Origin of the sequence: Streptomyces capillispiralis, assembly GCF_007829875.1 — a bacterium.
In the GTDB taxonomy this organism is placed as follows: Bacteria; Actinomycetota; Actinomycetes; order Streptomycetales; family Streptomycetaceae; genus Streptomyces; species Streptomyces capillispiralis.
Genome location: NZ_VIWV01000001.1, coordinates 3997054 through 4022367, shown reverse-complemented (window position 1 = coordinate 4022367; position 25314 = coordinate 3997054). Strand labels below are relative to the sequence as shown.

Below are 25314 nucleotides of genomic sequence, written 5' to 3'. Positions count from 1 at the left end.
CATGTTTCACGTGAAACACCCAAGCCGGGCGATAGGCCGACTAACCGGCGGGGCCCCCGAAGAGGCCGCCATTGCCGTTGCCGTTCCCGTTGCTGGTGCCGGGGTCACCGCTTTCGGTCGGCTCCGGTGAACTGGTCACCCCTCCGTCCGTGCCACCGGTGTCGGTGCCTCCCGGACCGGTTCCACCCGTCTCCTCTTCGTCCTCGCAGTTGAAGTCGAACGGTTCACACGTGGTGGACTCGGTCGGCGTCGGAGTGGTCTCGGACTCGGTGGGCGTCGGAGACTCCGACGGGGTCGCCTCCTCGGTCTCCGTGATGGTCGGGGTCGGGGACGGCGCGCCGATCCCGTCCGCGATCTCGCCGATCTCCTCGGCTTCGGGGAAGCCCGGGTCGGGCTCTCCCTTCAGCGCGGCCTTCATGTACTCGGTCCACACCTCCGTGGGAACGTCACCACCGTGGATGGAGTCCTCACCCGCGGTGCCGTTCATGGAGAGCAGCTTGTGGCTCTTGGGGTCCTCGCGGAACATGGCGACCGAGGTCGACAGCTGCTGGGTGTAGCCGACGAACCAGGCGGACTTGTTCTCGTCCGTCGTACCCGTCTTGCCCGCGGCCGTACGCCCCAGCTCCAGCGCGTTCTTACCGGTACCGTTCTCGATCACGTTCTCGAGGACGTTGGTGACGTTGTGCGCCACGTTCTCGGGCATCGCCCGCTTGACCCGCGGCTTCTCGAAGCCGGGCAGTTCCGACCCCTTGTGCTTGACCGCGGTCACCGAGTACGGGTCGGCCTGCTTGCCGGAGGCCGCGAAGGTCGCGTAGGCGTCCGCCATGCGGATGGCGCTCGGGGTCGACGTACCCAGGGCGAACGAGGCGTTCAGCCCGGCGAAGCTGTCCTTGAGGATGCCGGACTTCTCGGCGACGTCCGCCACGTTCTTCATCCCCACGTCCATGCCGAGCTGGACGAAGGGGGTGTTGACGGACTGCTCCATCGCCTTGTGCAGGGTGATGTAACCCCACGGGTAGTCGCTCTCGTTCTCCTGGTAGAAGGGCGTGTTGTCCTTCTTGAGGACGAGGGAGCCGTCGTTGTTCTTGATCTGCAGGTGGTCGTCACCGTTGTACTTGCTCTGTGGTGAGACACCCTGGCCATTGGTCTTGTAGGTGCCGTGCTCCATGGCGGCGGCGAGCACGAACGGCTTCCAGGTCGAACCGACGGGGACGCCCGAGGTGTCGGCGTTGTTGTTGAAGTGACCGTTCTCAAAGCCGGCTCCGCCGTAGAGAGCGACGATCGCGCCGTCGTTGGGCTTCACCGACGCCGCACCGAACTGAACGTGCTTGTCCAGTTCGCGCTTCTCCGGGTCGATCTTCTCCTGCTCGACCTTCTTCACGGCCTTGGCCAGTGCCTCGACCTTGTCCTTCTCGAAGGTCGTGTAGATCTGGTAGCCGCCCTGGTCGAACTGCGCCTCCGGGATGTCGGAGTTCTTCATGACGTACCGCTTCGCCGTGTCCACCAGATAGCTGATCTGGCCGGTCATGCCCTTGGTCGCCTTGCGGCCCTGGGGCATGGGGTACTCCTTGATCGCCTCCTGGTACTCGGCGTCCGAGAGGTGCTCGTCCTCGTGCATCTGCTCGAGGATCCAGCCCCAGCGCTCCTCGGAACGCTTGCGGTTGGCGTCGGCGGAGGCTGAGCTGTCGAGGTTCTGGTTGCCCGCGGGGTCGTAGTACGTCGGGCCCTTGAGCAGTGCGGCGAGGAACGCGCACTCGCTGGGCGTGAGGTCGACCGCGTCCTTGCCGTAGTACGTCTGCGCGGCGGCCTGGATGCCGTAGGCACCCCGGCCGTAGTACGAGGTGTTCAGGTAGCCCTGGAGGATCTCGGCCTTGGTGAGCTTCGTGCCCACCTTGATGGAGATGAACATCTCCTTGAACTTTCGGGAGACCGTCTGCTCCTGGCTGAGGTAGGTGTTCTTCACGAACTGCTGGGTGATCGTCGAACCACCCTGCGTGTCACCGCCCCGCGCCATGTTGGCGAGCGCCCGGGCGATACCCATGGGGTCGACGCCCTTGTCCTGATAGAAGCTCTTGTTCTCGGCCGAGATCACCGCCCACTGCATGGCTTCGGGGATCCGCTCGATCGTCACGTTCTGCCGGTTCTGGCCACTGCCGGTGGCGACCATCTGACTGCCGTCGGCCCAGTAGTAGACGTTGTTCTCCGACAGCGCCGCGGCGTTCTCCTCGCTCGGCACGCTCACCAGGGCGTACCCGATGCCGGCCACGGCGATGAGGCTCCCGAAGAACCCGATGAACAGACCGGACACGAGCTTCCAGGACGGCATCCAGCGCTGCCAGCCGTCCTTGTTGTGGCGCGGATAGTCGATGATCCGCTTCTTGCCGGGAGGAGCTCCGCGCCCCCTGCCACGCCCGGGGCCGGTGGCACCCGCGCGGCGGCCTCCGCCTCTCTGCGCGGCGCGCCGCGCCTCGGCGCGACTGCCGTACGTACGTTCCTCACCCCCCGAGCCGTGGGAGACCGACCCATGGGAGTGGGACGGAGACCCGGTGGCGCCTCGCGGAGCCGCGCGGCGGCCGGAGGACGAGCCGGACTGGCCGCGTCGGGCCGCGGCACGTCCGCCTCCCTGCGGCTGCGGCGGTTTGCGACGGTGCTCGCTCATCGAACGACTACTCCTCGGGCAGGCGCACCCTTGCGCGCCTGGAAACGGCGGCTGGTTTCCGGTCCCCCCGAAGTACGGATGCGGAGGATTCCGCATTCACCCGTACTACACCGGGGACACAGACGCCCCCGGGCGTCACTTGGTTCCCGGTGGTGTGCATGGCGCACAGACTACGCACCGCCAAAACCCTCCGAGCACAGAAGTTCACCTCAAATCAGGCAACTTGCTCGCGATGAATCCGTGATGTGACCCCGTTCACCCTTCTCCCTCTTGTCGCACCCCGGAGGCCGTTCTATCGTCGTGATGTATCGAGTCGATACATCAGCTCGGCATAAGGACGGCGACGAGCCGTACACGAGCCCGTCACGGCATGACCGCGGCAGAGAGGAGGCGACGATGAGCCGGCGTTCCGGGATCCTCGAGTTCGCCGTACTCGGCCTGCTCCGCGAATCTCCGATGCACGGCTATGAGCTGCGCAAACGACTCAATACGTCACTGGGTGTGTTCCGCGCCTTCAGCTACGGAACGCTGTACCCCTGCCTCAAGACGCTGGTCGCCAACGGCTGGTTGATCGAGGAACCGGGGAACACCACCGAGGACGCTCTGGCCGCTCCGCTCACGGGGCGCCGCGCGAAGATCGTCTACCGGTTGACGGCGGAGGGTAAGGAGCACTTCGAGCAGCTGCTCTCCCAGACGGGGCCGGACGCGTACGAGGACGAGACCTTCGCCGCGCGGTTCGCCTTCTTCGGGCAGACGTCGCGCGACGTGCGCATGCGCGTGCTCGAGGGCCGCCGCAGCCGGCTGGAGGAGCGCCTCGAGAAGATGCGCGCCTCCCTGGCCCGGACCCGGGAGCGCCTCGACGACTACACGCTTGAGCTCCAGCGCCACGGGATGGAGTCCGTGGAGCGCGAAGTGCGCTGGCTGAACGAGCTCATCGAGAGCGAGCGGGCCGGGCGGGACCTGAAGGGGTCCGCCAGCGGAGGCTCCGCTCAGCAGGACACCACATCTGGAGCGACGGGCGGCCTGCCCCGGCCCGGGGACGACCCCGGGCCGGATTCGCCCGACGACACCGCCACGTGAGATCCGCCGAAGGGCGGCCTCACTCGTACACACAGGGAGCAACCGGAATGGGTTCGGTTCGCGTAGCCATCGTCGGCGTGGGCAACTGCGCCGCATCGCTGGTGCAGGGAGTCGAGTACTACAAGGACGCCGACGCGGCGTCCAAGGTGCCGGGCCTGATGCACGTCCAGTTCGGCGACTACCACGTGGGCGACGTCGAGTTCGTCGCCGCCTTCGACGTGGACGCCAAGAAGGTCGGTCTCGACCTCGCGGACGCCATCGGCGCCTCCGAGAACAACACCATCAAGATCTGCGACGTCCCCAGCACCGGTGTGACGGTCCAGCGCGGCCACACGCTCGACGGCCTCGGCAAGTACTACCGCGAGACCATCGAGGAGTCCGCCGACGAGCCGGTCGACGTCGTCCAGGTCCTCAAGGACAAGCAGGTCGACGTCCTCGTCTGCTACCTGCCCGTCGGCTCCGAGGACGCGGCGAAGTTCTACGCCCAGTGCGCCATCGACGCCAAGGTCGCCTTCGTCAACGCCCTCCCGGTCTTCATCGCCGGCACCAAGGAGTGGGCGGACAAGTTCACCGAGGCGGGCGTCCCGATCGTCGGTGACGACATCAAGTCCCAGGTCGGCGCGACCATCACGCACCGCGTCATGGCGAAGCTGTTCGAGGACCGCGGTGTCGTCCTGGACCGCACGATGCAGCTGAACGTCGGCGGCAACATGGACTTCAAGAACATGCTCGAGCGGGACCGCCTCGAGTCCAAGAAGATCTCCAAGACGCAGGCCGTCACCTCCCAGATCCCCGACCGGGACCTCGGCGAGAAGAACGTCCACATCGGCCCGTCCGACTACGTCGCCTGGCTGGACGACCGCAAGTGGGCCTACGTCCGTCTCGAGGGCCGCGCCTTCGGTGACGTCCCGCTGAACCTCGAGTACAAGCTCGAGGTCTGGGACTCCCCGAACTCCGCCGGCGTCATCATCGACGCCCTGCGCGCCGCGAAGATCGCCAAGGACCGGGGCATCGGCGGCCCGATCCTCTCGGCGTCCTCGTACTTCATGAAGTCCCCGCCGGTGCAGTACTTCGACGACGAGGCCCGCGAGAACGTCGAGAAGTTCATCCAGGGCGAGGTCGAGCGCTAAGACCTCCCCGCTGTGGGCAGTTGAGGGTCTCCGGGTCGTATGTCCCGGAGACCCTCTTCATATGTGAGGCTGTGCCCCATGGCCGTCGTCCGTGACCTGCGCGTTCTGCTGCGTTTCCAGGGCTTCAGACGCCTGCTCGCCGTCCGGCTGCTCTCCCAGGGAGCCGACGGCGTCTTCCAGGTCGCTCTCGCCGCCTACGTGGTCTTCTCCCCCGAGAAGCAGACGTCCCCCGCGGCCATCGCCTCCGCCATGGCGATCCTGCTGCTCCCCTACTCCGTGGTCGGCCCCTTCGCCGGAGTGCTGCTGGACCGCTGGCGCCGCCGCCAGGTCTTCCTCTACGGCAATCTCCTGCGTGCCCTGATGGCCTCGGTGACCGCCCTCCTGATCCTCGGCCAGGTGCCCGACTGGCTGCTGTTCCTCTCGGCTCTGTGCGTCACCGGCGTCAACCGCTTCGTCCTCGCCGGGCTGTCCGCCGCGCTGCCACGCGTCGTGGACGCCGAGCGGCTGGTCATCGCCAACTCGCTCTCCCCCACGGCGGGAACGCTCGCCGCGACCGCAGGCGGCGGTCTCGCCTTCGTCGTCCGCCTGGTGGTCGCCGACTCGGACGCGGCCGTGGTGCTCGTGGGCGCCGCGCTGTACCTGTGTGCCGCCGTGGCATCGCTGCGCATCGCCAGGGAACTACTGGGTCCGGACCGGGCGTTGATCCGACCCCGGCTGACCACGGCCCTCTCCGGCACCGCTCGCGACCTGCGGGCCGGGGTGCGCCACCTCGCCGCGCCGCCGCGCCGGGAGGCCGCCTGGGCGCTCACCGCGATGGCGCTGATGCGGTTCTGCTACGGCGCCATGCTCGTCCTGCTGCTGATGCTGTGCCGGTACACCTTGACGTCGACCACGGATGAAGGACTCGCGCTGCTGGGGCTGGCGTTGGGGGCGTCGGGCGCGGGCTTCTTCGCCGCGGCCGTGATGACGCCCTGGGCGGCCGGACGGCTCGGGCCGGGCCGCTGGATCGTGGTGTGCGCCGCGGTGGCCGCGGTGCTGGAGCCCGCGCTCGGCCTGCCGTTCACCACCGGCCCGCTTCTGGCGGGCGCGTTCGTCCTGGGGCTGACGACCCAAGGCGCGAAGATCGCTACGGACACCATCGTTCAGTCCTGCGTCGAGGACGGTTTCCGCGGCCGGATCTTCTCCGTGTACGACGTCCTGTTCAACGTGGCCTTCGTCAGCGCCGCCGGAGTGGCCGCCCTGATGCTCCCGCCGGACGGCCGGTCGGTCCCGCTCGTGGTAACAATCGCCGTTATCTACGGAGCAGTAGCTGCGGCTATGGCCCGTTTTGAGCTTCAGTAAGTGTCACATCAATGCCACAGAGCATTTTTCGCGCTACTGAGTTGTCAGTGGAGGCCGGTAACTTACGTGCGTCTTATCAACGCGTCTTTCGCGTCACGCACCTATGTTCTAGGGGGACCCCCAAGTGACCACTCCGCCGCCCCAGGGCAACCCGTTCGCACAGGGCCAGCAGCAGCCCTACGGCCAGCCCCAGGGCCAGGCTCCGTACCCGCCTCAGGGGGGCTTCCCCCAGCAGGCCGGTCAGCCCGGGTTCCCCCCGCCGGGTGCTCCCGTTCCCCCGCAGCAGCAGGGCCGCAAGCTCAGCTTCAAGACGATCAAGAACATCGTCATCGTGCTGATCGTCGCCGGTGTGGCCATCGGCGGCTACATCTCCAGCCGCGACGACGCCCAGACCGCCGCCGTCGGCGACTGCATGCACCGCGGCAGCACGGATGACAACAACCCCGACCTCGAGGTCGTCGACTGCGCCGACACGAAGGCGCAGTACAAGGTGCTGGCGAAGATCGAGGGCTCGTTCCTCACCGAGACCCTGGCGTCGAGCAAGTGCGAGGCCGAGGCCAAGGACTTCCAGTACACGTACACCGAGAGCGGTGACGGCAAGGACTTCCTGCTCTGCCTGAAGGACATGTAGGAGGGCGGTCGCCTCAGACGACGAAGGGCGGTGTTTCACGTGAAACACCGCCCTTCGCGCGTGAAGCGGGGTCATGTTTCACGTGAAACATGACCCCGCTTCACGTTCTCAGCCCTGATGGCCGGCCCACCACTCCTTGAGCGCCGCCACCGCGGCGTCGTGGTCCATCGGACCGTTCTCCAGCCGGAGCTCCAGCATGTGCTTGTACGCCTCACCGACGGCCGGGCCAGGCTTGACGCCGAGGATCTCCATGATCTGGTTGCCGTCGAGGTCCGGACGGATGGCGTCCAGCTCCTCCTGTTCCTGGAGCTGAGCGATCCGCTGCTCCAGGCCGTCATACGCGCGTGAGAGCGCGGTGGCCTTGCGCCGGTTGCGTGTGGTGCAGTCCGAGCGGGTCAGCTTGTGGAGCCGACCGAGGAGCGGTCCGGCGTCACGGACGTAGCGGCGGACGGCGGAGTCCGTCCACTCCCCGGTGCCGTAGCCGTGAAAGCGCAGATGGAGCTCAACGAGACGTGAGACATCCTTCACGAGCTCGTTGGAGTACTTGAGCGCCGTCATCCGCTTCTTCGTCATCTTCGCGCCGACCACTTCGTGGTGGTGGAACGAGACCCGGCCGTCGTCCTCGAAGCGGCGCGTACGCGGCTTGCCGATGTCGTGCAGCAGGGCAGCCAGGCGGAGGGTCAGGTCAGGACCGTCCTCCTCCAGGGCCATCGCCTGCTCCAGGACGATCAGCGTGTGCTCGTAGACGTCCTTGTGCCGGTGGTGCTCGTCCCGCTCCAGGTGCAGGGCCGGCAGCTCGGGCAGGACGTACTCGGCGATCCCCGTGTCCACGAGCAGCGCCAGCCCCTTGCGGGGGTGCGGAGAAAGGATGAGCTTGTTCAACTCGTCCCGTACACGCTCGGCGGAGACGATGTCGATGCGTCCGGCCATCTCCTTCATGGCCGTGACCACCTCGGGTGCCACCACGAAGTCGAGCTGGGCGGCGAACCGGGCGGCCCGCATCATTCGCAGTGGATCGTCCGAGAAGGACGCCTCGGGAGTGCCCGGCGTGCACAGCACCCGCGCCGCGAGATCGCCGAGACCGCCGTGCGGATCGACGAACCGCTTCTCCGGGAGCACGACGGCCATCGCGTTCACCGTGAAGTCACGGCGGACCAGATCGTCCTCGATGGAGTCGCCGTACGACACCTCGGGCTTGCGCGAGGTGCGGTCGTAGGCCTCCGACCGGTAGGTGGTCACCTCGATCTGGAAGCTGCGGTCGACGTCCCCGACGCGGGCGTTCTTCTGGGCGCCGACCGTACCGAAGGCGATGCCGACGTCCCAGACGGTGTCCGCCCAGGGACGCATGATCTTCAGCACGTCCTGCGGGCGGGCATCGGTCGTGAAGTCGAGGTCATTGCCGAGACGGCCGAGCAGCGCGTCGCGTACCGAGCCGCCGACCAGGGCAAGTGAGAACCCGGCCTCCTGAAATCGGCGGGCGAGGTCATCGGCGACCGGCGCGATCCGCAGCAGTTCGTTCACTGCACGGTCCTGCACCTGGCTCAGGGCACTGGTTTCTTCGTTGGCGTTCGGCACAACAGAAGAGGGTACGTGGCCCGAACCGCCGGAAGCCCACCGATTACGCGGCGTGGACACCCCTGCCGATACAGGGACAAGGACCGCGCCCTCCGATCTTGTGGACCGGTCCGCGGCACTTCCCCTCAGCGAGCATCGTTACCATGCGTGGACGCACATTCCGACGACCACTGACGACGACGAGGGACGGGCGAGCGCGTGGCCGAGGCGGCAGACTTCCAGGGGACACCTCCCTCACCTGCCCGCCGCTGGCTGCGGCGCACCGGAGCCCTGCTGGCCGGAGCGCCGCTCCTGGCCGGGCTCATGCAGCTGCCGGCCGCGTCGCCCGCGGAAGCAGCCGCACCCGACGGGGCGCAGGCCGCCTCCGGCGCGGGCTCGGTCTCCGTGTCCGTGAACTCCCTCACGCCCGAGGCCCCGGCCGAGGGCGACACCGTGACCGTGTCCGGAACGGTGACCAACAAGGGCAGGCAGACCGTCACCGACGCCCACGTGGACCTGCGGGTCGGGCCCCTGCTGAACACCCGCTCGTCGATCGACACCGTCGCCAAGAACAGCGACGACGTACAGGGCGCGATCGGCCCGGAGGTCGACGACAAGTACTCCGAGGAGTTCGACAAGCTCACCCCGGGCGTCTCGCAGTCCTTCACCCTCTCCGTGCCGGTGGACGAGCTGGACCTCGGCAAGGACGGCGTCTACCAGCTGGCCGTCTCCCTCGCCGGACAGACCCCCGCGCAGCCGTGGGAGCAGACCCTCGGCGTCCAGCGGACGTTCCTGCCGTGGCAGCCCGAGGAGGCCGGCACCAGGACGAAGACGACGTTCATGTGGCCTCTGGTCTCCACCGTCCACATGACGGCGGAGACGGGCTCGGACGAGCAGCAGACACCCGTCTTCCACGACGACGAGCTCGCCAAGGAGATCGCCCCGGGCGGCCGGCTGGACCGTATGGTCGCGCTGGGCAAGGACCTCGACGTCACCTGGGTGATCGACCCGGACCTGCTGGCGTCCGTCGAGGCGATGACCGACCGTTACGAGATCACCGGCGAGGGTGACGACACCGTCGTCGGCGGCCACCAGGACGTCGCCAAGCGCTGGCTCACCGAGGTGCAGAAGGCGGTGGCGGACAGGGAGGTCGTCGCGCTGCCGTTCGGAGACCCCGACCTGGCGTCCCTGGCTCACAGCGGCACGTCCGTCACCGGCTCGCTGAGCCACCTCAAGGAAGCCTCCGACGTCGCCTCCGACACGGTGGAGTCGATCCTCCACGTGGAACCCACCACGGACTTCGCCTGGCCCGTCGACGGCGCCCTCGATCCCTCCATCGTGAAGGTCGCCACCTCCGCCGGCGCCGACAAGGTCATCGCGCGCAGCGACACCTTCGAGGAGACCAGCGGGCTGTCCTACACGCCCTCCGCGCCCCGGCCCGTCGGCGGCGGCACCACGGCCGTCGTCGCCGACGCCCGGCTGTCCACCGCGTTCCAGGGCGACCTGACCACGGCTTCCGCGGCCACACTCGCGGTGCAGCGGTTCCTGGCCCAGAGCCTGACCCTCGGCCTGCAGACGGGGCAGCAGCGCAGCGTCGTCGTCGCGCCGCAGCGGACGCCGACCGCGAGCCAGGCGCGGACGATGGCCGAGGCCCTCTCCGTCCTCCAGGACGGGACCTGGTCCGAGCCGCAGGACCTCACCTCGGCCGCCAAGGCCAAACCGGACCCCGCGGCCGCCACCAGGATCCCCTCGGCCTCCTCGTACCCCTCCTCGCTGCGCAAGCGGGAACTGCCGCGGTCGACGTTCGAGCAGATCGCGAGGACGCAGGCCAAGCTCGACAAGTTCAAAGTGATCCTCTCCGACCAGTCCCGGGTGGTGACCCCGTTCGGGCGTGCCCTGAACCGGGCGATGTCCGCGTCGTGGCGCGGCCGGCAGTCCGAGGCGGCGATCTACCGCAGTGGTGTCGAGGCGTACCTGGACGACCTGCTCGGCCAGGTGAGGCTCATCGACAAGTCGGAGACGAAACTCTCCGGCCGCAGCGCCACGATCCCCGTGACGGTCCAGAACAACCTGGTACAGGGCGTCGAGCACCTGGTGCTCCGGCTCACCTCGACCAACCCGACCCGTCTCGAGATCGGCGGGAACTCCTACGAGGAGCAGCCCGTCGCGGTCTCCGGCGGCCACAGCCAGTCGGTGAAGTTCACCACGTCCGCCAACGCCAACGGCCGTGCGACGGTGGTCGCGCAGCTGTACACGCAGGACGGCCAGAAGTACGGCGAGCCCGTCACGTTCGACGTGAAGGTCACCGAGATCACCGCCACGGTGATGCTGGTCATCGGCGGTGGCGTGCTGCTGCTCGTCCTCGCCGGCTTCCGGATGTACACCCAGCGCAAGCGCGCCGCGGCCCGCGAGGCAGCGGAGCAGGAGAACGAGGCGGGCGAGGACGCCGACGGCCCGCAGAACCCGGACGCCGCCGAGGAGCGTCCCACCCGGGAGCCCGAGGCCGACTCCCGGACCGACGGCCAAGAGCAGCCGAGTGACCCGGCACCGGACACCGCTCCGGAAAGCACCGACCCGTCCGGCACGGGTGAGAGAGTGGACCGTTGAGGATGTCGTGGCCGGTGGGCCCGGGACGATGAGGTGGGGTAACCATGAACGCGCCGTACGACGGTGACCGCGGCCATGCCGCGGGCAACTCGGGCCACCCCGAGTCGGACCCGCCGCAGGGTCCGCCGCCCGGGCACGGCCAGGTGCCGCAGCCGCCCGTCGACCCCTACCTTCAAGACGCCTACGACCAGGATCCCTACCGGGCGCAGGACATCGCCGCCCAGGACCCGGTCGCCGAGGCGCTCTACGACCGCGCCGCCCACCCGCCGCCCCCTCCCGGCACGTACACCCCCCAGCAGCCGCTGTACGGTCAGCCGCCCCAGTCGCCGTACGCTCCCGACCCCCGGGTCTGGGCCCCCACCCCCGCGCCGGAACCGGACGGTCCGACGCAGTACCTGCCGTACGGCGACGATCCCCGCACGACGCAGTTCGTGGGCGTGGACGACCTGGTCGGCCACGCGGGGGAGCAGCACCAGGAGCCGGACGCCTTCGCTCACCTCTTCCGTGACCAGCAGCAGAACGGCGCGTTCCCGGACCAGCAGCAGGCCGGGGAATACCCCGGCCACCACGGAACCGGATACCCGGGCCCGCAGCAGACGGGGGCCCGGCAGCCCTACGAGGCCGCGCCCGTGCCCGGACCGTCCTCCGCGCCCGGCCACTACGCGGGGGCCACACCACCGCCCGCCGCCGAACCTCCCGTACCCGAGCCGACTCCCGCCCCCGCCCCGAAGAAGGGCGGCCGTGCCGGGGGACTGCTGAAGTCGAGCGCGGTGATGGCGGCCGGCACGATGGTGTCCCGCCTCACCGGGTTCGTCCGCTCCGCCATGATCGTCTCCGCGCTGGGCCTCGCCCTGCTGGGCGAGTCGTTCCAGATCGCCTATCAGCTGCCGACGATGATCTACATCCTCACCGTCGGCGGTGGTCTCAACTCGGTCTTCGTGCCGCAGCTCGTGCGGGCGATGAAGGACGACGAGGACGGTGGCGAGGCCTACGCCAACCGTCTGCTGACACTGGTGATGGTGGCTCTGGCCGCGCTCACCGCCCTCGCATGGCTGGCCGCCCCGATGCTGGTCCGCGCGCTGTCGGTCTCCGTCGCCACCGACCCCGCCGCGAATGACGTCGCGGTGACCTTCACCCGCTTCTTCCTGCCCTCGATCTTCTTCATGGGCGTGCACGTGGTGATGGGTCAGATCCTCAACGCGCGAGGCCGGTTCGGCGCGATGATGTGGACTCCGGTCCTCAACAACATCGTCATCATCGTCACGCTCGGCACGTTCATCTGGGTCTACGGCACCGCCGCGGACTCCCGGATGACCGTCGAGAACATCCCGCCGGAGGGCGAGCGACTGCTCGGCGTGGGCGTGCTCCTCGGCCTGGTGGTCCAGGCGCTGGCGATGATCCCGTACCTGCGCGAGACCGGGTTCCGCATCCGCCTGCGCTTCGACTGGAGGGGCCACGGTCTCGGCAAGGCCGCCATGCTCGCCAAGTGGACGATCCTCTTCGTCCTCGCCAACCAGGCCGGCGCGCTGGTGGTCACCCAACTGGCGACCGCCTCGGTCAAGGCCAGTGGAGTCAACGGCACGGGCTTCAGCGCCTACGCCAACGCCCAGCTCATCTGGGGGCTGCCCCAGGCGATCATCACCGTCTCCCTGATGGCCGCCCTCCTGCCCCGCATCTCGCGCTCGGCGGCCGAGGACGACGGTGGAGCCGTCCGCGACGACATCTCCCAGGGCCTGCGCACCACGGCGGTCGCGATCGTGCCGATCGCCTTCGGATTCGTCGCGCTCGGCATCCCCATGTGCACGCTGATCTTCGGCTCCTCGGGCACCGGAGCCGCCACCAACATGGGCTACATGCTGATGGCGTTCGGCCTCGGCCTGATCCCCTACTCCGTGCAGTACGTCGTCCTGCGGGCCTTCTACGCGTACGAGGACACCCGAACCCCCTTCTACAACACGGTCATCGTGGCCGCGGGCAACGCGATCGCCTCGGCCGTCTGCTTCGTCGTGCTCCCGGCCCGCTGGGCCGTGGTGGGCATGGCCGCCTCGTACGGCCTGGCGTACGTGATCGGTGTCGGCGTCGCCTGGGGCCGACTGCGCAAGCGGCTCGGCGGGGACCTGGACGGTGCCCGGGTGCTGCGGACGTACGCGCGACTGTGCATCGCCTCCGTGCCGGCCGCTCTGCTCAGCGGCGCGGCCTGCTACGGAGTCGTGCAGACACTCGGCCAGGGCGTCGCGGGGTCGTTCGCGGCGCTGCTGGCCGGCGGGGCCGTCCTCCTCGGGGTCTTCTACGTGGCCGCCCGGCGGATGCGTATCGAGGAGGTCAACTCTCTGGTCGGTATGGTCCGCGGACGCCTGGGACGCTGAGGCGGGGGGTAGGCGCACAACCATCATCAGCCGCTGCGTGTCGTGCATAGCGGCGGACTGTGGGCACAATTGGTTTCGGCGTCGGACGGCGCGCGACGGACGCCGGCCGACGCGCATGGGATGGGGAGGCAGGGAACGACGGTGGCGGAACGGAGCACAGCTGCCGTCGACGTGGCAGACACCAGCGGCGAGCAGCCGCTGACCGCACAGGCGGACCAGTCCACGGCCGACGGGGTGGCCAAGAACCGGGAGCGGGACACGGACAGCGACGAGGCACAGGAGAGCGCCGGGGCCGACGGTTCCGGGAAGACCTCGCCACCCGAACTGCACAGCGGCCACAAGCTCGCCAGGCGCTACCGCCTGGAGGAGTGCGTCACCCGTCTGGACGGCTTCAGCAGTTGGCGCGCCGTGGACGAGAAGCTCCGTCGTGCCGTCGGCGTGCACATCCTGCCCGCGGACCACTCGCGCGCCCGGTCCGTCCTGGCCGCGGCCCGCTCCTCCGCCCTGCTGGGCGACCCCCGCTTCGTCCAGGTCCTGGACGCCGTCGAGGAGAACGACGTCGTCTACGTCGTGCACGAATGGCTCCCCGACGCCACCGAGCTGACCACGCTCCTGGCCGCCGGGCCCCTGGAGGCGTACGACGCCTACCAGATGGTCAGCCAGACCTCCGCCGCCATGGCCGCGGCACACCGTGAGGGCCTCGCCCACCTGCGTCTGAACCCCAACGCCGTCCTGCGCACCTCGACGGGCCAATGGCGCATCCGGGGCCTCGCCGTGAACGCGGCGCTGCGCGGCATCAGCTCCGACACCCCGCAGCGCACCGACACCGAGTCCATCGGTGCCCTGCTGTACGCGGCGCTCACCCAGCGCTGGCCGTACGAGAACGACGCCTACGGGCTGTCCGGGCTGCCGAAGGACATCGGGCTGATCCCGCCCGACCAGGTGCGGGCGGGCGTCCACCGCGGTCTGTCCGAGCTGGCCATGCGCGCGCTCGCCAACGACGGGGCCACCGCCTCCCGCCACGAGTCCCCGTGCACCACGCCGGAAGAACTGGTGAAGGCGATCGGCGAGATGCCCCGCATCCGCCCGCCGGAGCCCGCGTTCACCAGCCCGCCCGACTACCAGCGCACCACGTACCAGCAGGGCACCTACGGCCGCCCCGCCCCGCATCCCGGCATCACCCAGCCGACCCCGGTGCCGCCTCCCCCGCTGCAGAGCCGCACGGGCAAGGCGCTGAAGTGGGCCGTCTCGGCCCTGCTGATCGCCGCGCTGGGCCTGGGCAGCTGGCAGCTGGCGGACGCGCTCCTGGAGCAGGGCGGCGAGACGGACGGGACGAACAAGACCCAGACGACGGACGGGGACGACAAGAGCCCCCGGAAACCGGTCAGCAAGCCGATAGCCATTCAGGGTGCGCAGGACTTCGACCCGTTCGGCAGCGACGGCTCCGAGAAGCCGGGTGACGTGGGCAAGGTGTACGACAGCACGCCCGGCTCGTACTGGCAGACGGACTTCTACCTGAGTACGGACTTCGGCCGGCTCAAGCCCGGAGTCGGTGTCATTCTCGACCTCGGCAAGGTCCAGCAGGTCGGGAAGGTCACCGTCTCCTTCGTGGGGAACACCTCCGTCGAGCTGCGTGCCGCCGGTGACGACGGGGTTCAGCCCGCGTCCTTCGACGGTTACACCAAGGTCGCCGAGGGGTCGGGAACCAGTGTGACCCTCAAGCCCGGCAAGGCGGTCGAGTCCCGGTACCTTCTGGTGTGGCTGACCGAACTGCCACAGACCAGTGACGGGAACTTCCGTGGACGGGTCGTGGACGTCAAGGTGAGCAGCTAAGGCCTTCTGCGACGAGGGGAGGCGGGCCGATGGCGGACGGTGGCCGGTACGACGGGACGAGTGATCAGGATCTGCTCGCTCGCCATGTGGAGGGCGACCCCGACGCCTTCGGTGAGCTCGTGCGCCGTCACCGCGACCGGCTCTGGGCCGTGGCCCTCCGGACGCTGGGTGACCGCGAGGAGGCCGCTGACGCCGTCCAGGACGCCCTCGTCTCCGCCTACCGGGCCGCCCACACCTTCCGGGGTCAGTCGGCCGTCACGACCTGGCTGCACCGGATCACGGTGAACGCCTGTCTGGACCGTGCTCGCAAAGCGGCCTCCCGCAAGACCGCTCCGGTCGATGACACGGAGCGTCTGGAGCAGTTGCTCGAACCCCACGAGTCCGCCTCGGCACCCGCGGAGCGCAACGATCTGCACCGCCAGCTCATCGAAGCCATGGGCACTCTCCCGCCCGATCAGCGGGCCGCGCTCGTCCTCGTGGACATGCAGGGCTATCCGGTCGCCGAAGCCGCCCGCATCCTCGATGTGCCCACTGGCACGGTGAAGAGCCGCTGCGCGCGGGGCAGAGCCAGGCTCCTGCCCCTGCTCACTCATCTACGGCCGGACGGCCCCGGTGGGAGCAGGAAACAGGGAGAGGGACGGAACCGGACGCAGGGGACGTCCGTCCCACCCGCAGCGGGTCCGCGGCAAGCGGATCCACCGGACCCAGGATCGAACGACCCGGCTGCAGTGAAGGGCGGAGGTGGGCGAGCGTGACGTCGACGACAGACATGGCGGAGCACCCGGACGTCGCGGAGATCTCCGACCTCACCGAAGGGCTCCTCCCGTCCGCCCGGAGCGCCGACGTACGCCGGCATCTGGACGAGTGCGCGCTCTGCGCGGACGTCCATGCCTCACTCGAAGAGATCCGGGACCTGCTCGGCACGGCGCCTGGTCCCCCCCACATGCCCGCCGAGGTGGCGGGCCGCATCGACGCCGCGCTGGCCGCCGAGGCTCTGCTCCATGCCACGGCGCCGGAGCCCGACGCTGCCGAGGAGCCCTCCGCCACCGCTCTCGCATCATCCGACGACGATCAGACGCATGTTTCACGTGAAACATCGACGCCTCTCGACCGGCCGACCGGGCGCCCCCGCTCCGGCACGACGGGACCGGGTCGCAAGGGCCGACTGCGAGGCGGACGCCGACGGGTCGCCGTTCTGGGGACCGTGTTCACCGTCGCCGCTCTGGGGCTCGGTTCCGTGGTCCTGTCCTCCTTCAACGAGGGGACCGGGCCCGAGGAGGGACACCGGGCGACCTCATCGGACACCTTCTCCGAAGGGAAACTGGAGAAGCAGGTCACGGATCTCCTGGCACAGAGCACGGGGTCGGAAAAGGGCTCCGGCTCGGCTCACCCCTTCGGGATGGAGTCGGAATCCGGCGCCGCGAACCCCAAGGTCCTCAAGCAGCCCACGGTGCCGGATTGCGTACGCGAGGGCATCGGCCGCAATGACGCCGCGCTCGCGACCGAGGAGGGCACGTACCAGGGGAAGGAAGCACTGCTCGTCGTGCTTCCCGATGCCGCAGACGACACCCGGGTGACCGCGTACATCGTCGAGGCGACGTGCGTCGACAACCCCTCAGCGGACGCAGCGGGCGAGGTCCTGCTGAAGCACTCCTACACCCGCTCCTGACGGCCGACGCCTGGTATCGCGCATCCCTTACGGTGTGCGGCCGACCACGCCGCCATGGGGTCGTGATCGCGTGCCCGGGCACAGCGGGAATGCTGGCCCCTTAGGATCCGTTGGGTGGGGTGAGAGTCCTGAAAGAAGCTCCCCCGGTCGACCGACGCTGACCAGAGACGAGGAACCAAGCCGTGAGCGACGTCCGTAACGTGATCATCATCGGCTCCGGGCCCGCCGGCTACACGGCGGCGCTCTACACCGCCCGTGCGTCGCTGAAGCCCCTGGTGTTCGAGGGCGCTGTCACCGCCGGCGGTGCACTGATGAACACCACCGAGGTCGAGAACTTCCCCGGCTTCCAGGACGGCATCATGGGCCCCGAGCTCATGGACAACATGCGCGCCCAGGCGGAGCGCTTCGGTGCCGAGCTCATCCCGGACGACGTGGTCACCGTCGATCTGACCGGTGAGATCAAGACCGTCACGGACACCGCCGGCACGGTCCACCGGGCGAAGGCTGTCATCGTCACCACCGGCTCGCAGCACCGCAAGCTCGGCCTGCCGAACGAGGACGCGCTCTCCGGCCGCGGTGTCTCGTGGTGTGCCACGTGTGACGGCTTCTTCTTCAAGGACCAGGACATCGCTGTGATCGGCGGTGGCGACACCGCGATGGAGGAGGCCACCTTCCTCTCGCGCTTCGCCAAGTCCGTGACGATCGTCCACCGCCGTGACGCCCTGCGCGCCTCCAAGGCGATGCAGGAGCGCGCCTTCGCCGACCCGAAGATCTCGTTCGTCTGGGACAGCGAGGTCGCCGAGGTCCAGGGCGACCAGAAGCTCTCCGGCTTGAAGCTGCGCAACGTCAAGACCGGCGAGCTTTCGGACCTGGCGGTGACGGGCCTGTTCATCGCGATCGGCCATGACCCGCGTACGGAGCTCTTCAAGGGCCAGCTCGAGCTGGACGACGAGGGCTACCTGAAGGTCGATGCACCTTCGACGCGCACGAACATCACCGGCGTCTTCGGTGCCGGTGACGTCGTCGACCACACCTACCGCCAGGCGATCACCGCGGCCGGTACGGGCTGTTCCGCCGCCCTCGACGCCGAGCGCTTCCTCGCGGCTCTCGCCGACGAGGAGAAGGCCGAGCCCGAGAAGACCGCTGTCTGACCCCCATCACCCGCCCCACGCACCAATCAGTTAAGGAGCCCTCCGTGGCCGGCACCCTGAAGAACGTGACCGACGATTCCTTCGAGCAGGACGTCCTCAAGAGCGACAAGCCCGTCCTGGTGGACTTCTGGGCCGCCTGGTGCGGCCCCTGCCGTCAGATCGCTCCGTCGCTCGAGGCGATCGCCTCCGAGTACGGGGACAAGATCGAGATCGTCAAGCTCAACATCGACGAGAACCCGGGTACGGCCGCCAAGTACGGCGTCATGTCGATCCCGACCCTGAACGTGTACCAGGGTGGTGAGGTCGCCAAGACCATCGTCGGTGCGAAGCCGAAGGCCGCGATCGTTCGCGACCTCGAGGAGTTCATCTCCGAGTGACGACGGGCCGCCCCCTCGGCGGCACGCGTTTCACGTGAAACACGAATGGGCCAGCCCGGCAGGGCTGGCCCATTCGTGTAGGTCCTCACAGCGGACGCAGTGCCGGCTCCTTCTGCACAGCTCCGAGCAGCCGGTCCAGCGCCATCTCCACGTCTTCCTTCCAGGAGAGCGTCGTCCGCAGCTCCAGCCGCAGCCGGGGGTATGTGGGATGCTGGCGGACTGTCTTGAAGCCCACGGCCAGTAGATGATCGGCGGGCAGCAGGCAGGCCGGCTCCTTCCAGCGGGCGTCACCGAAGGCCTCGATCGCTTTGAAGCCCCGGCGCAGCAGGTCCTTCGCCACGGTCTGCACCATCACCCGGCCCAGCCCCTGCCCCTGGTACCCCGGCAGGATGAACGCGGTCATCAGTTGCACCGCATCGGGGGACACGGGGCTTGTGGGAAACGCCGTGGAGCGCGGCACATAGGCAGGCGGAGCGTAGAGGACGAAGCCCACGGGGACGTCATCGACGTAGACGACTCTGCCGCAGGATCCCCAGTCCAGGAGAACGGCCGAGATCCACGACTCCTTCTCCAGGGCGGCGGTGCCTGCCTTTACCGCTGCCTCACCGCTGACGGGGTCGAGCTCCCAGAAGACGCACGAGCGGCAGCGCTGGGGGAGGTCCTGAAGGTTGTCCAGCGTGAGCGGTACGAGCCTACGGCCCATAGAAGCTGTCCCTCGCTTCCTTCACCCGCTGCCTCACGGGCGGCGGTCAGAGTGCTCCGTTCCCTGAGCAGGCTGCCGATGAAGCCGCTGACGGCGCCCACCCCCAGCCCCGCGCTCACCAGTCCGATGCGGCTCGTCATTCGCATGGCCCCTGCCTTGCTCTCAGAGGTAGTGCCGAGGTGGATGCGCCATATCCAAACGCATCGTATCCAGGGAGCCATTCCCTCGATACCGACACAAGGCAAAGGGCGGGCCGTGTCCGGTACCCACCGGACACGGCCCGCCCTGCTCGGCTGCATCGGCCGACGGCTCAGGCCTCGGCCTCTTCGGAGTCGTCGTCCACCAGGCCCTTCTGCAGAACAGGTCCCTCACCCGGAGCCAGGGTGCCGAGAATGCGCTCCAGGTCCTCCATGGAGGCGAACTCGACGGTGATCTTGCCCTTCTTCTGCCCCAGATCGACCTTCACCCGCGTCTCGAAGCGGTCCGAAAGGCGCGTCGCCAGATCTGACAGTGCCGGGGAGACCAAAGCTCCTGCTCGCGGTCCCTTCGAACGCTGAGCCTTCTGCGGCCGTGAGCCCATCAGGGTCACGATCTCCTCGACAGCCCGCACCGACAGCCCTTCGGCCACGATGCGGTGGGCCAGCCGGTCCTGCTCCTCGGAGTCCTCGACGGACAGCAGCGCACGGGCGTGCCCCGCGGACAGCACACCGGCGGCGACTCGACGCTGGACGGTGGGCGAGAGCTTCAGCAGACGCAGCGTGTTGGACACCTGAGGGCGAGACCTGCCGATGCGGTCCGCCAGCTGGTCGTGCGTGCAGTTGAAGTCCTTGAGCAACTGGTCGTAGGCGGCGGCCTCTTCCAGCGGGTTCAGCTGGGCACGGTGGAGGTTCTCCAGCAGTGCGTCCAGGAGAAGCTTCTCGTCGTCCGTGGCCCGCACGATCGCCGGAATGGCCTCAAGGCCCGCCTCATGGCAAGCGCGCCAGCGGCGCTCGCCCATGATGAGTTCATAGCGCCCGGGCCCCACCTGCCGTACGACGACCGGCTGAAGGAGACCGACCTCCTTGATGGAGGTGATCAGCTCGGACAGCGCGTCCTCGTCGAAGACCTCACGAGGCTGCCGGGGATTCGGCGTGATGGCATCGAGCGGGATCTCGGCGAAGTGAGCACCCATGGGCGGGGCGGGCATCGCCGCAGCGCCCATCACCGAGGCATCCTCTGTTTCACGTGAAACAGACGGCAGCGTGGCGACCTTCGCGGCAGCCACCCCGCGCTCATTCGGCAGCACCGGGACCGCCGCAGGAGATGTGGAAGCCGTGCTTGACACCGCCGTCGGCGGCACCGTCTTCTCTGTCGGGGCAGCAGGGATCAGTGCACCGAGACCACGGCCCAGTCCCCTCCGTCGATCACTCACTGAACGCCCTCCACCATGTTCGGTTCATTCTGCTGTGCGCCGAGGTGTGCCTGCGATGCGTCATAGCTGACGCCGACACCTCTGAGCGCGATCTCTCGTGCCGCCTCAAGATAGGAGAGGGCACCGCTCGATCCAGGATCGTAAGTCAGTACCGTCTGCCCATAGCTCGGCGCCTCCGAGATACGGACCGAGCGGGGAATGCTCGTCCGGAGCACCTCGTCACCGAAGTGGGTGCGCACCTCGTCCGCGACCTGCGACGCGAGCCGCGTCCGGCCGTCGTACATGGTGAGCAGGATCGTCGAGACATGCAGGGACGGATTCAGATGTCCCCGCACCAGGTCGACGTTACGCAGGAGCTGCCCCAGACCTTCCAGCGCGTAGTACTCGCACTGGATCGGGATCAGGACCTCCTGGCCGGCCACCAAGGCGTTGACCGTCAGCAGGCCCAGCGAAGGCGGGCAGTCGATGAGGATGTAGTCCAGCGGCTGCTCGTAGGCCTGGATCGCCCGCTGCAGCCGGCTCTCTCGCGCCACCAGTGACACCAGCTCGATCTCCGCACCGGCGAGATCGATCGTGGCGGGTGCACAGAAGAGCCCCTCGACGTCCGGGACCGGCTGAACCACCTCGGCGAGCGGCCTGCTCTCCACCAACACGTCATAGATGGAGGGCACTTCGGCATGATGGTCGATCCCCAGGGCCGTGGACGCATTGCCCTGAGGGTCGAGGTCGATCACCAGGACACGGGCGCCGTGCAGAGCGAGGGACGCGGCAAGGTTGACGGTGGTCGTCGTCTTGCCCACGCCTCCCTTCTGGTTGGCGACCACGATGACGCGGGTCTGATCCGGCCTCGGCAGGCCCTCACCGGCACGACCCAGAGCCTCCACCGCCAGTTGGGCAGCACGACCGATGGGAGTGTCGTCCATCGGAGGCGGTGTTTCACGTGAAACATCCGCCCCCATCGATTCGGTACGGGGACCGGGGACCGGATCGGTCATCGGTCCCGCGATGTTGGCGTCGGACCGCAAGGATTCACTCTCCTCGACTTCAGGCTCGCAATGAACAGAGCCTCCCATGCCTTCGGGGTCGTGAACCAGTGAGGCCTGACGTTCTGTGGAGAAATCCACCTCTGTGGACAACTCCGTACCCCCAGCGGAGGTCGGTGTCTCATGAGGAGGACCTCCTCCGAGCGAACCGAGAGGCTTGCGGTCACGGGGTTCGGCCGCAGCGCGGCCCCGACTGATGATGCCGTGCAGCAGTGAGCGACGTTTCACGTGAAACACGATGCACAGCAGCCGAGGCGGCGCTGCCGCGACACTCCGACATGCATAGGTTTGGCAGCTTGTGTGGAGTACGTCCGATCCTCAGCGCGGGCCCTGCGGCCCGCGCACGCTGAGCGGCACCGGTCGCCTATCCGCGTCGGCGTCGAGCCCGTCCCGTACGCGCGGCCTTCGCACGCTTGGCAGCGAACCGCACACCCCCCGGGCTCTCCCCGACCTCGACGCGCACGACCGTGGACATCGGGTCCACGACACCATCGCCCACGTGCACGATGGACGTGGCCACGGCACCGAGCTTGCTCAACGCCGTGGCTGCGCTCTTCAGCTCCTCCTCCGCGGTGTCGCCCTTGAGTGCGAGCATCTCGCCGTACGGCCGCAGGAGGGGGATGCCCCACGTGGCAAGACGGTCCAGCGGCGCCACGGCGCGTGCCGTCACCACATGCACGGGAGGCAGCTTCCCCATGACCTCCTCGGCCCGGCCACGCACGACCGTGACGTGGTCCAGGCCGAGCAACTCCACCACCTCGGTCAGGAAGGTGGTGCGCCGCAGCAGCGGTTCCAACAGTGTGATCTTGATGTCTTCGCGGACCAGCGCCAGGGGGATGCCCGGCAGCCCCGCACCCGAGCCGACATCGCACACCGTCACGCCCTCAGGCACGACCTCGGAGAGCACCGCGCAGTTCAGCAGATGCCGCTCCCACAGGCGGGGCACCTCGCGCGGACCGATCAGGCCGCGCTGCACACCCGCCTCGGCGAGCAGCTCGGCGTATCGGACCGCGTCCGTGAAACGCTCACCGAACACCTCACGTGCCTGCTCGGGCGCGGGGGGAAGCTCCGCTGCCTCCGTCACGGGGGACCGTCCTTCCGTACCGTGCCGACTCGGAGCGCCGACACCAGAACCAGAACTACCAGGCTGACAAAGTTCGGCCCCGCCTGCTCAACAGACGGGGCCGGTGGAACGTGGAGCCGATCAGGCGGGAAGCACGACGACGAAGCGCTGCGGCTCCTCGCCCTCGGACTCGCTGCGCAGGCCGGCTGCCTTGACCGCGTCGTGCACGACCTTGCGCTCGAACGGCGTCATCGGGTCGAGGTTCACGGGCTTGCCGCTGCTCTTGGCCTCGGCCGCGGCCTTCGCACCCAGCTCCGAGAGCTCGGTCCGCTTCTTGGCGCGGTATTCGGCGATGTCGAGCATCAGCCGACTGCGGTCCCCGGTCTCCCGGTGCACGGCCAGCCTTGTGAGCTCCTGGAGCGCCTCCAGCACCTCACCGTCACGACCGACCAGCTTCTCAAGATCACGGCTGCCCGCGTCGCTGATGATCGAGACGGAGGCGCGGTCGGCCTCGACGTCCATGTCGATGTCACCGTCGAGGTCGGCGATGTCGAGCAGACCCTCCAGATAGTCCGCCGCGATCTCGCCCTCCTGCTCCAGGCGGGTCAGGGTGTCTGCGCCCTCGGCAGCGGCGGCGGTGGTGCCTTCCGTCACGGGATGGACTCCTTCTTACTTCTTGGACGGGGACTTGGGCCGCTGCGGGCCCTTGCGCTGTCCGGACTGGGCCTTGCTGCGCGTGCTGCCGGCGGGCTTGGCGTTGCCCTTCTTGGCAGCGGCAGCGGGCTTGGTGTCGTCCTGGGGCTCGTCGGACTTGGTCAGCGAGGTCGGCTCCCCGGCCGCCTTGGCCGTTCCGGACTGGCGCTGGGACTTGCTCTGCCGCTTGGGCTGCTGCCGCCTGGGGCCCGAGGCCGCGGTGGTGGCCGGCGTGCCGTCCTCGGCCTGCGCGGCGGCGGTGCCCTCGCTCTTGATCACCATGCCGTCGGTCTGAGCCGCGAGTCCCGCCTTGTTCAGGCCGTTGATGAACTTGCGCTCGTACTCGTTGCGGTCGCGGCCCTTCGCGACGATCGCCTTGACGATGGCGCGCTCACGGCGGTTGCGGGTCCTGCCGTGGCGGGTGACGTGCTTGGACAGGCGCTCCAGGTAGGCGGCCTGGGCCTTGGAACCCGGCGTGGGGTTGTTGTGGATGACGTACATCTGCTGGCCCATGGTCCACACGTTGGTGGTCAGCCAGTAGACGAGGACACCGACCGGGAAGTTGATGCCGAACACGGCGAAGATGACGGGGAAGACGTACATCAGCATCTTCTGCTGCTGCATGAACGGCGTCTTCACCGTGGTGTCGACGTTCTTCGTCATCAGCTGGCGCTGCGTGTAGAACTGCGACAGCGACATCAGGACGATCATGATCGCCGTGACGATGCGGACATCGGTCAGCGAGGAGTTGAGCGCCTCGAGCTTGTCCGAGCTGTCCGTGAACTTCGCGGCGAGCGGGGCACCGAAGATGTGCGCCTTCTGGGCGCTCTCCAGCAGCCGGTCGTTGATCACACCGACGGTGTCGTTCGACGCGATGCTGTTGAGCACGTGGTACAGGGCGAAGAAGAACGGCGACTGCGCCAGGATGGGAAGGCACGAGGAGAGCGGGTTGGTGCCCGTCTCCTTGTACAGCTTCATCATCTCTTCGGACTGGCGCTGCCGGTCGTTCTTGTAGCGCTCCTGGATCTTCTTCATCTCCGGCTGGAGCGTCTGCATCGCGCGCGTCGCCTTGATCTGCTTCACGAAGAGCGGGATCAGGCAGATACGGATCAGGATCACCAGGGACACGATGGACAGGCCCCAGGCCCATCCGGTGTCAGGGCCGAAGAGGGCGCCGTACACGCTGTGGAACTGGACGATGACCCAGGACACAGGTGTCGTGATGAAGCTGAAGAGGCTGGCAATCGTGTCCACTAATCATGCTCCTTGGGCATGGGACGAGGTCTCTGCGGCCGGGCTCGAAGGACTCGTCGGACTTGTGGGAGAAGTCTGTCCTTCGGTGGCCGGTTCGGCGGCGGAGGTCCCGCCCTTGCGTGCACGCCAGGCGTTGCGCAGCATTTCGTGCCACCGGGGACGCTTACGCGGCGGGACATGGTCCACACCGCCCAGCGACCACGGATTGCACCGCAGGATGCGCCAGGCCGTGAGTGCTGTGCCCTTGACGGCACCGTGCCGGTCGATGGCCGTGTAGCCGTAGTGGGAACACGACGGGTAGTACTTGCACACCGGCCCCAGCAGTGGACTGATCGTCCACTGGTAGAGCTTGATCAGAGCCAGCAGCGGGTACTTCATCGCGCGCCCCCTCCCAGTAGCCGCTGCAGGGCGGCGTCCAGGTCTTGGGCCAGCTGTGCATGGTCGGCGTCGCCCGCTCCGGGCAGCGCTCGTACGACTACCAGGCTACCGGGGGGCAGCAGGTCGACTCGCTCGCGCATCAGATGGCGAAGCCTGCGCTTCACCTTGTTGCGCACCACCGCGCCTCCCACGGCCTTGCTCACGACGAAACCCGCACGCGTCGGGGGAGCGCTCTCCCCAGGCGCATGCGGGTCCGTGGCACCGCTACGAAGGTGTACGACGAGATGCTGGCGCCCGGCCCGGCGCCCTCGTCGTACCGCGGTCGCGAAGTCCTCGCGCCGCCTCAGCCGGTTCTCGGTGGGCAGCACGAC

Annotated in this window: 21 protein-coding genes; 11 read left to right on the top strand and 10 right to left on the bottom strand. The window is 68.4% G+C overall.

All coding sequences use genetic code 11. From position 1 onward, the window contains the following. Nucleotides 1-40: 40 nt before the first annotated feature. On the bottom strand, nucleotides 41-2659 hold the full coding sequence (locus FHX78_RS17190) for a transglycosylase domain-containing protein (RefSeq protein ID WP_373313018.1): 2619 nt from the start codon (nucleotides 2657-2659) through the stop codon (nucleotides 41-43). A gap of 396 nt (nucleotides 2660-3055) precedes the next feature. Between FHX78_RS17190 and FHX78_RS17185 the strand changes: the two genes are divergently transcribed. The 4 genes from FHX78_RS17185 (at nucleotide 3056) to FHX78_RS17170 (ending at nucleotide 6841) form a co-directional block, all read left to right on the top strand. Further along, nucleotides 3056-3739 carry a PadR family transcriptional regulator gene (locus tag FHX78_RS17185; RefSeq protein WP_145868330.1) on the top strand — a complete coding sequence of 228 codons (684 nt, stop codon included), beginning with the start codon at nucleotides 3056-3058 and terminating at the stop codon, nucleotides 3737-3739. Nucleotides 3740-3786: 47 nt separating this feature from the next. Next, on the top strand, nucleotides 3787-4869 hold the full coding sequence (locus tag FHX78_RS17180; protein WP_145868329.1) for an inositol-3-phosphate synthase: 1083 nt from the start codon (nucleotides 3787-3789) through the stop codon (nucleotides 4867-4869). A 78-nt stretch (nucleotides 4870-4947) separates the two neighbouring features. Continuing rightward, entirely contained in the window at nucleotides 4948-6210 is a 1263-nt protein-coding gene (locus FHX78_RS17175; RefSeq protein WP_145868328.1) for an MFS transporter, read from the top strand. 124 nt (nucleotides 6211-6334) lie between these two features. Continuing rightward, nucleotides 6335-6841 carry an LppU/SCO3897 family protein gene (locus tag FHX78_RS17170; protein WP_145868327.1) on the top strand — a complete coding sequence of 169 codons (507 nt, stop codon included), beginning with the start codon at nucleotides 6335-6337 and terminating at the stop codon, nucleotides 6839-6841. A 108-nt stretch (nucleotides 6842-6949) separates the two neighbouring features. Here FHX78_RS17170 and FHX78_RS17165 read toward each other — a convergent pair whose 3' ends face one another. Next, a complete protein-coding gene (locus FHX78_RS17165) occupies nucleotides 6950-8416 on the bottom strand; it encodes a CCA tRNA nucleotidyltransferase (protein WP_229923916.1) in 1467 nt (488 codons plus the stop codon). A 198-nt stretch (nucleotides 8417-8614) separates the two neighbouring features. Between FHX78_RS17165 and FHX78_RS17160 the strand changes: the two genes are divergently transcribed. From FHX78_RS17160 to trxA, 7 genes are all read left to right on the top strand, one after another. Next, entirely contained in the window at nucleotides 8615-11002 is a 2388-nt protein-coding gene (locus FHX78_RS17160; RefSeq protein ID WP_145868326.1) for a DUF6049 family protein, read from the top strand. 44 nt (nucleotides 11003-11046) lie between these two features. Next, nucleotides 11047-13368, top strand: a complete 2322-nt coding sequence (gene murJ / locus FHX78_RS17155; RefSeq protein WP_145868325.1) for a murein biosynthesis integral membrane protein MurJ — start codon at nucleotides 11047-11049, stop codon at nucleotides 13366-13368. Nucleotides 13369-13509: 141 nt separating this feature from the next. Beyond that, nucleotides 13510-15201: a protein kinase family protein gene (locus tag FHX78_RS17150; protein ID WP_145868324.1), complete on the top strand. Its 1692-nt coding sequence runs from the start codon at nucleotides 13510-13512 to the stop codon at nucleotides 15199-15201. A gap of 29 nt (nucleotides 15202-15230) precedes the next feature. Beyond that, entirely contained in the window at nucleotides 15231-15956 is a 726-nt protein-coding gene (gene sigM / locus FHX78_RS17145; protein WP_145868323.1) for an RNA polymerase sigma factor SigM, read from the top strand. Continuing rightward, complete coding sequence (locus FHX78_RS17140; protein WP_145868322.1) at nucleotides 15953-16870, top strand: anti-sigma factor family protein; 918 nt, start codon at nucleotides 15953-15955, stop codon at nucleotides 16868-16870. Before sigM ends, FHX78_RS17140 begins: the two co-directional genes overlap by 4 nt. A gap of 182 nt (nucleotides 16871-17052) precedes the next feature. Beyond that, nucleotides 17053-18021, top strand: a complete 969-nt coding sequence (trxB, locus tag FHX78_RS17135; RefSeq protein WP_145868321.1) for a thioredoxin-disulfide reductase — start codon at nucleotides 17053-17055, stop codon at nucleotides 18019-18021. Nucleotides 18022-18065: 44 nt separating this feature from the next. Continuing rightward, the gene (trxA, locus tag FHX78_RS17130; RefSeq protein ID WP_004985946.1) at nucleotides 18066-18398 is read left to right on the top strand and encodes a thioredoxin; all 333 of its coding nucleotides are present in this window, start codon (nucleotides 18066-18068) and stop codon (nucleotides 18396-18398) included. 85 nt (nucleotides 18399-18483) lie between these two features. Here trxA and FHX78_RS17125 read toward each other — a convergent pair whose 3' ends face one another. From FHX78_RS17125 to rnpA, 8 genes are all read right to left on the bottom strand, one after another. Next, a complete protein-coding gene (locus FHX78_RS17125) occupies nucleotides 18484-19101 on the bottom strand; it encodes a GNAT family N-acetyltransferase (protein WP_145868320.1) in 618 nt (205 codons plus the stop codon). Between the two features lie 310 nt (nucleotides 19102-19411). Further along, nucleotides 19412-20512: a ParB/RepB/Spo0J family partition protein gene (locus tag FHX78_RS17120; RefSeq protein WP_145868319.1), complete on the bottom strand. Its 1101-nt coding sequence runs from the start codon at nucleotides 20510-20512 to the stop codon at nucleotides 19412-19414. Further along, the gene (locus tag FHX78_RS17115; protein ID WP_145872031.1) at nucleotides 20509-21585 is read right to left on the bottom strand and encodes a ParA family protein; all 1077 of its coding nucleotides are present in this window, start codon (nucleotides 21583-21585) and stop codon (nucleotides 20509-20511) included. Before FHX78_RS17115 ends, FHX78_RS17120 begins: the two co-directional genes overlap by 4 nt. A 334-nt stretch (nucleotides 21586-21919) precedes the next feature. Further along, nucleotides 21920-22639, bottom strand: coding sequence for a 16S rRNA (guanine(527)-N(7))-methyltransferase RsmG (gene rsmG, locus FHX78_RS17110; protein ID WP_145868318.1), 720 nt, complete (start codon nucleotides 22637-22639; stop codon nucleotides 21920-21922). A gap of 120 nt (nucleotides 22640-22759) precedes the next feature. Further along, entirely contained in the window at nucleotides 22760-23272 is a 513-nt protein-coding gene (locus tag FHX78_RS17105; RefSeq protein ID WP_145868317.1) for a Jag family protein, read from the bottom strand. A 15-nt stretch (nucleotides 23273-23287) separates the two neighbouring features. Then, the gene (yidC, locus tag FHX78_RS17100; RefSeq protein WP_145868316.1) at nucleotides 23288-24565 is read right to left on the bottom strand and encodes a membrane protein insertase YidC; all 1278 of its coding nucleotides are present in this window, start codon (nucleotides 24563-24565) and stop codon (nucleotides 23288-23290) included. A 3-nt stretch (nucleotides 24566-24568) separates the two neighbouring features. Next, a complete protein-coding gene (gene yidD, locus FHX78_RS17095) occupies nucleotides 24569-24943 on the bottom strand; it encodes a membrane protein insertion efficiency factor YidD (RefSeq protein ID WP_145868315.1) in 375 nt (124 codons plus the stop codon). Next, nucleotides 24940-25311 (bottom strand): ribonuclease P protein component, encoded by a 372-nt coding sequence (rnpA, locus tag FHX78_RS17090; protein ID WP_145868314.1) that lies wholly within the window; start codon nucleotides 25309-25311, stop codon nucleotides 24940-24942. The genes yidD and rnpA overlap by 4 nt, the downstream gene beginning before the upstream one ends. Between the last annotated feature and the right edge of the window lie 3 nt (nucleotides 25312-25314).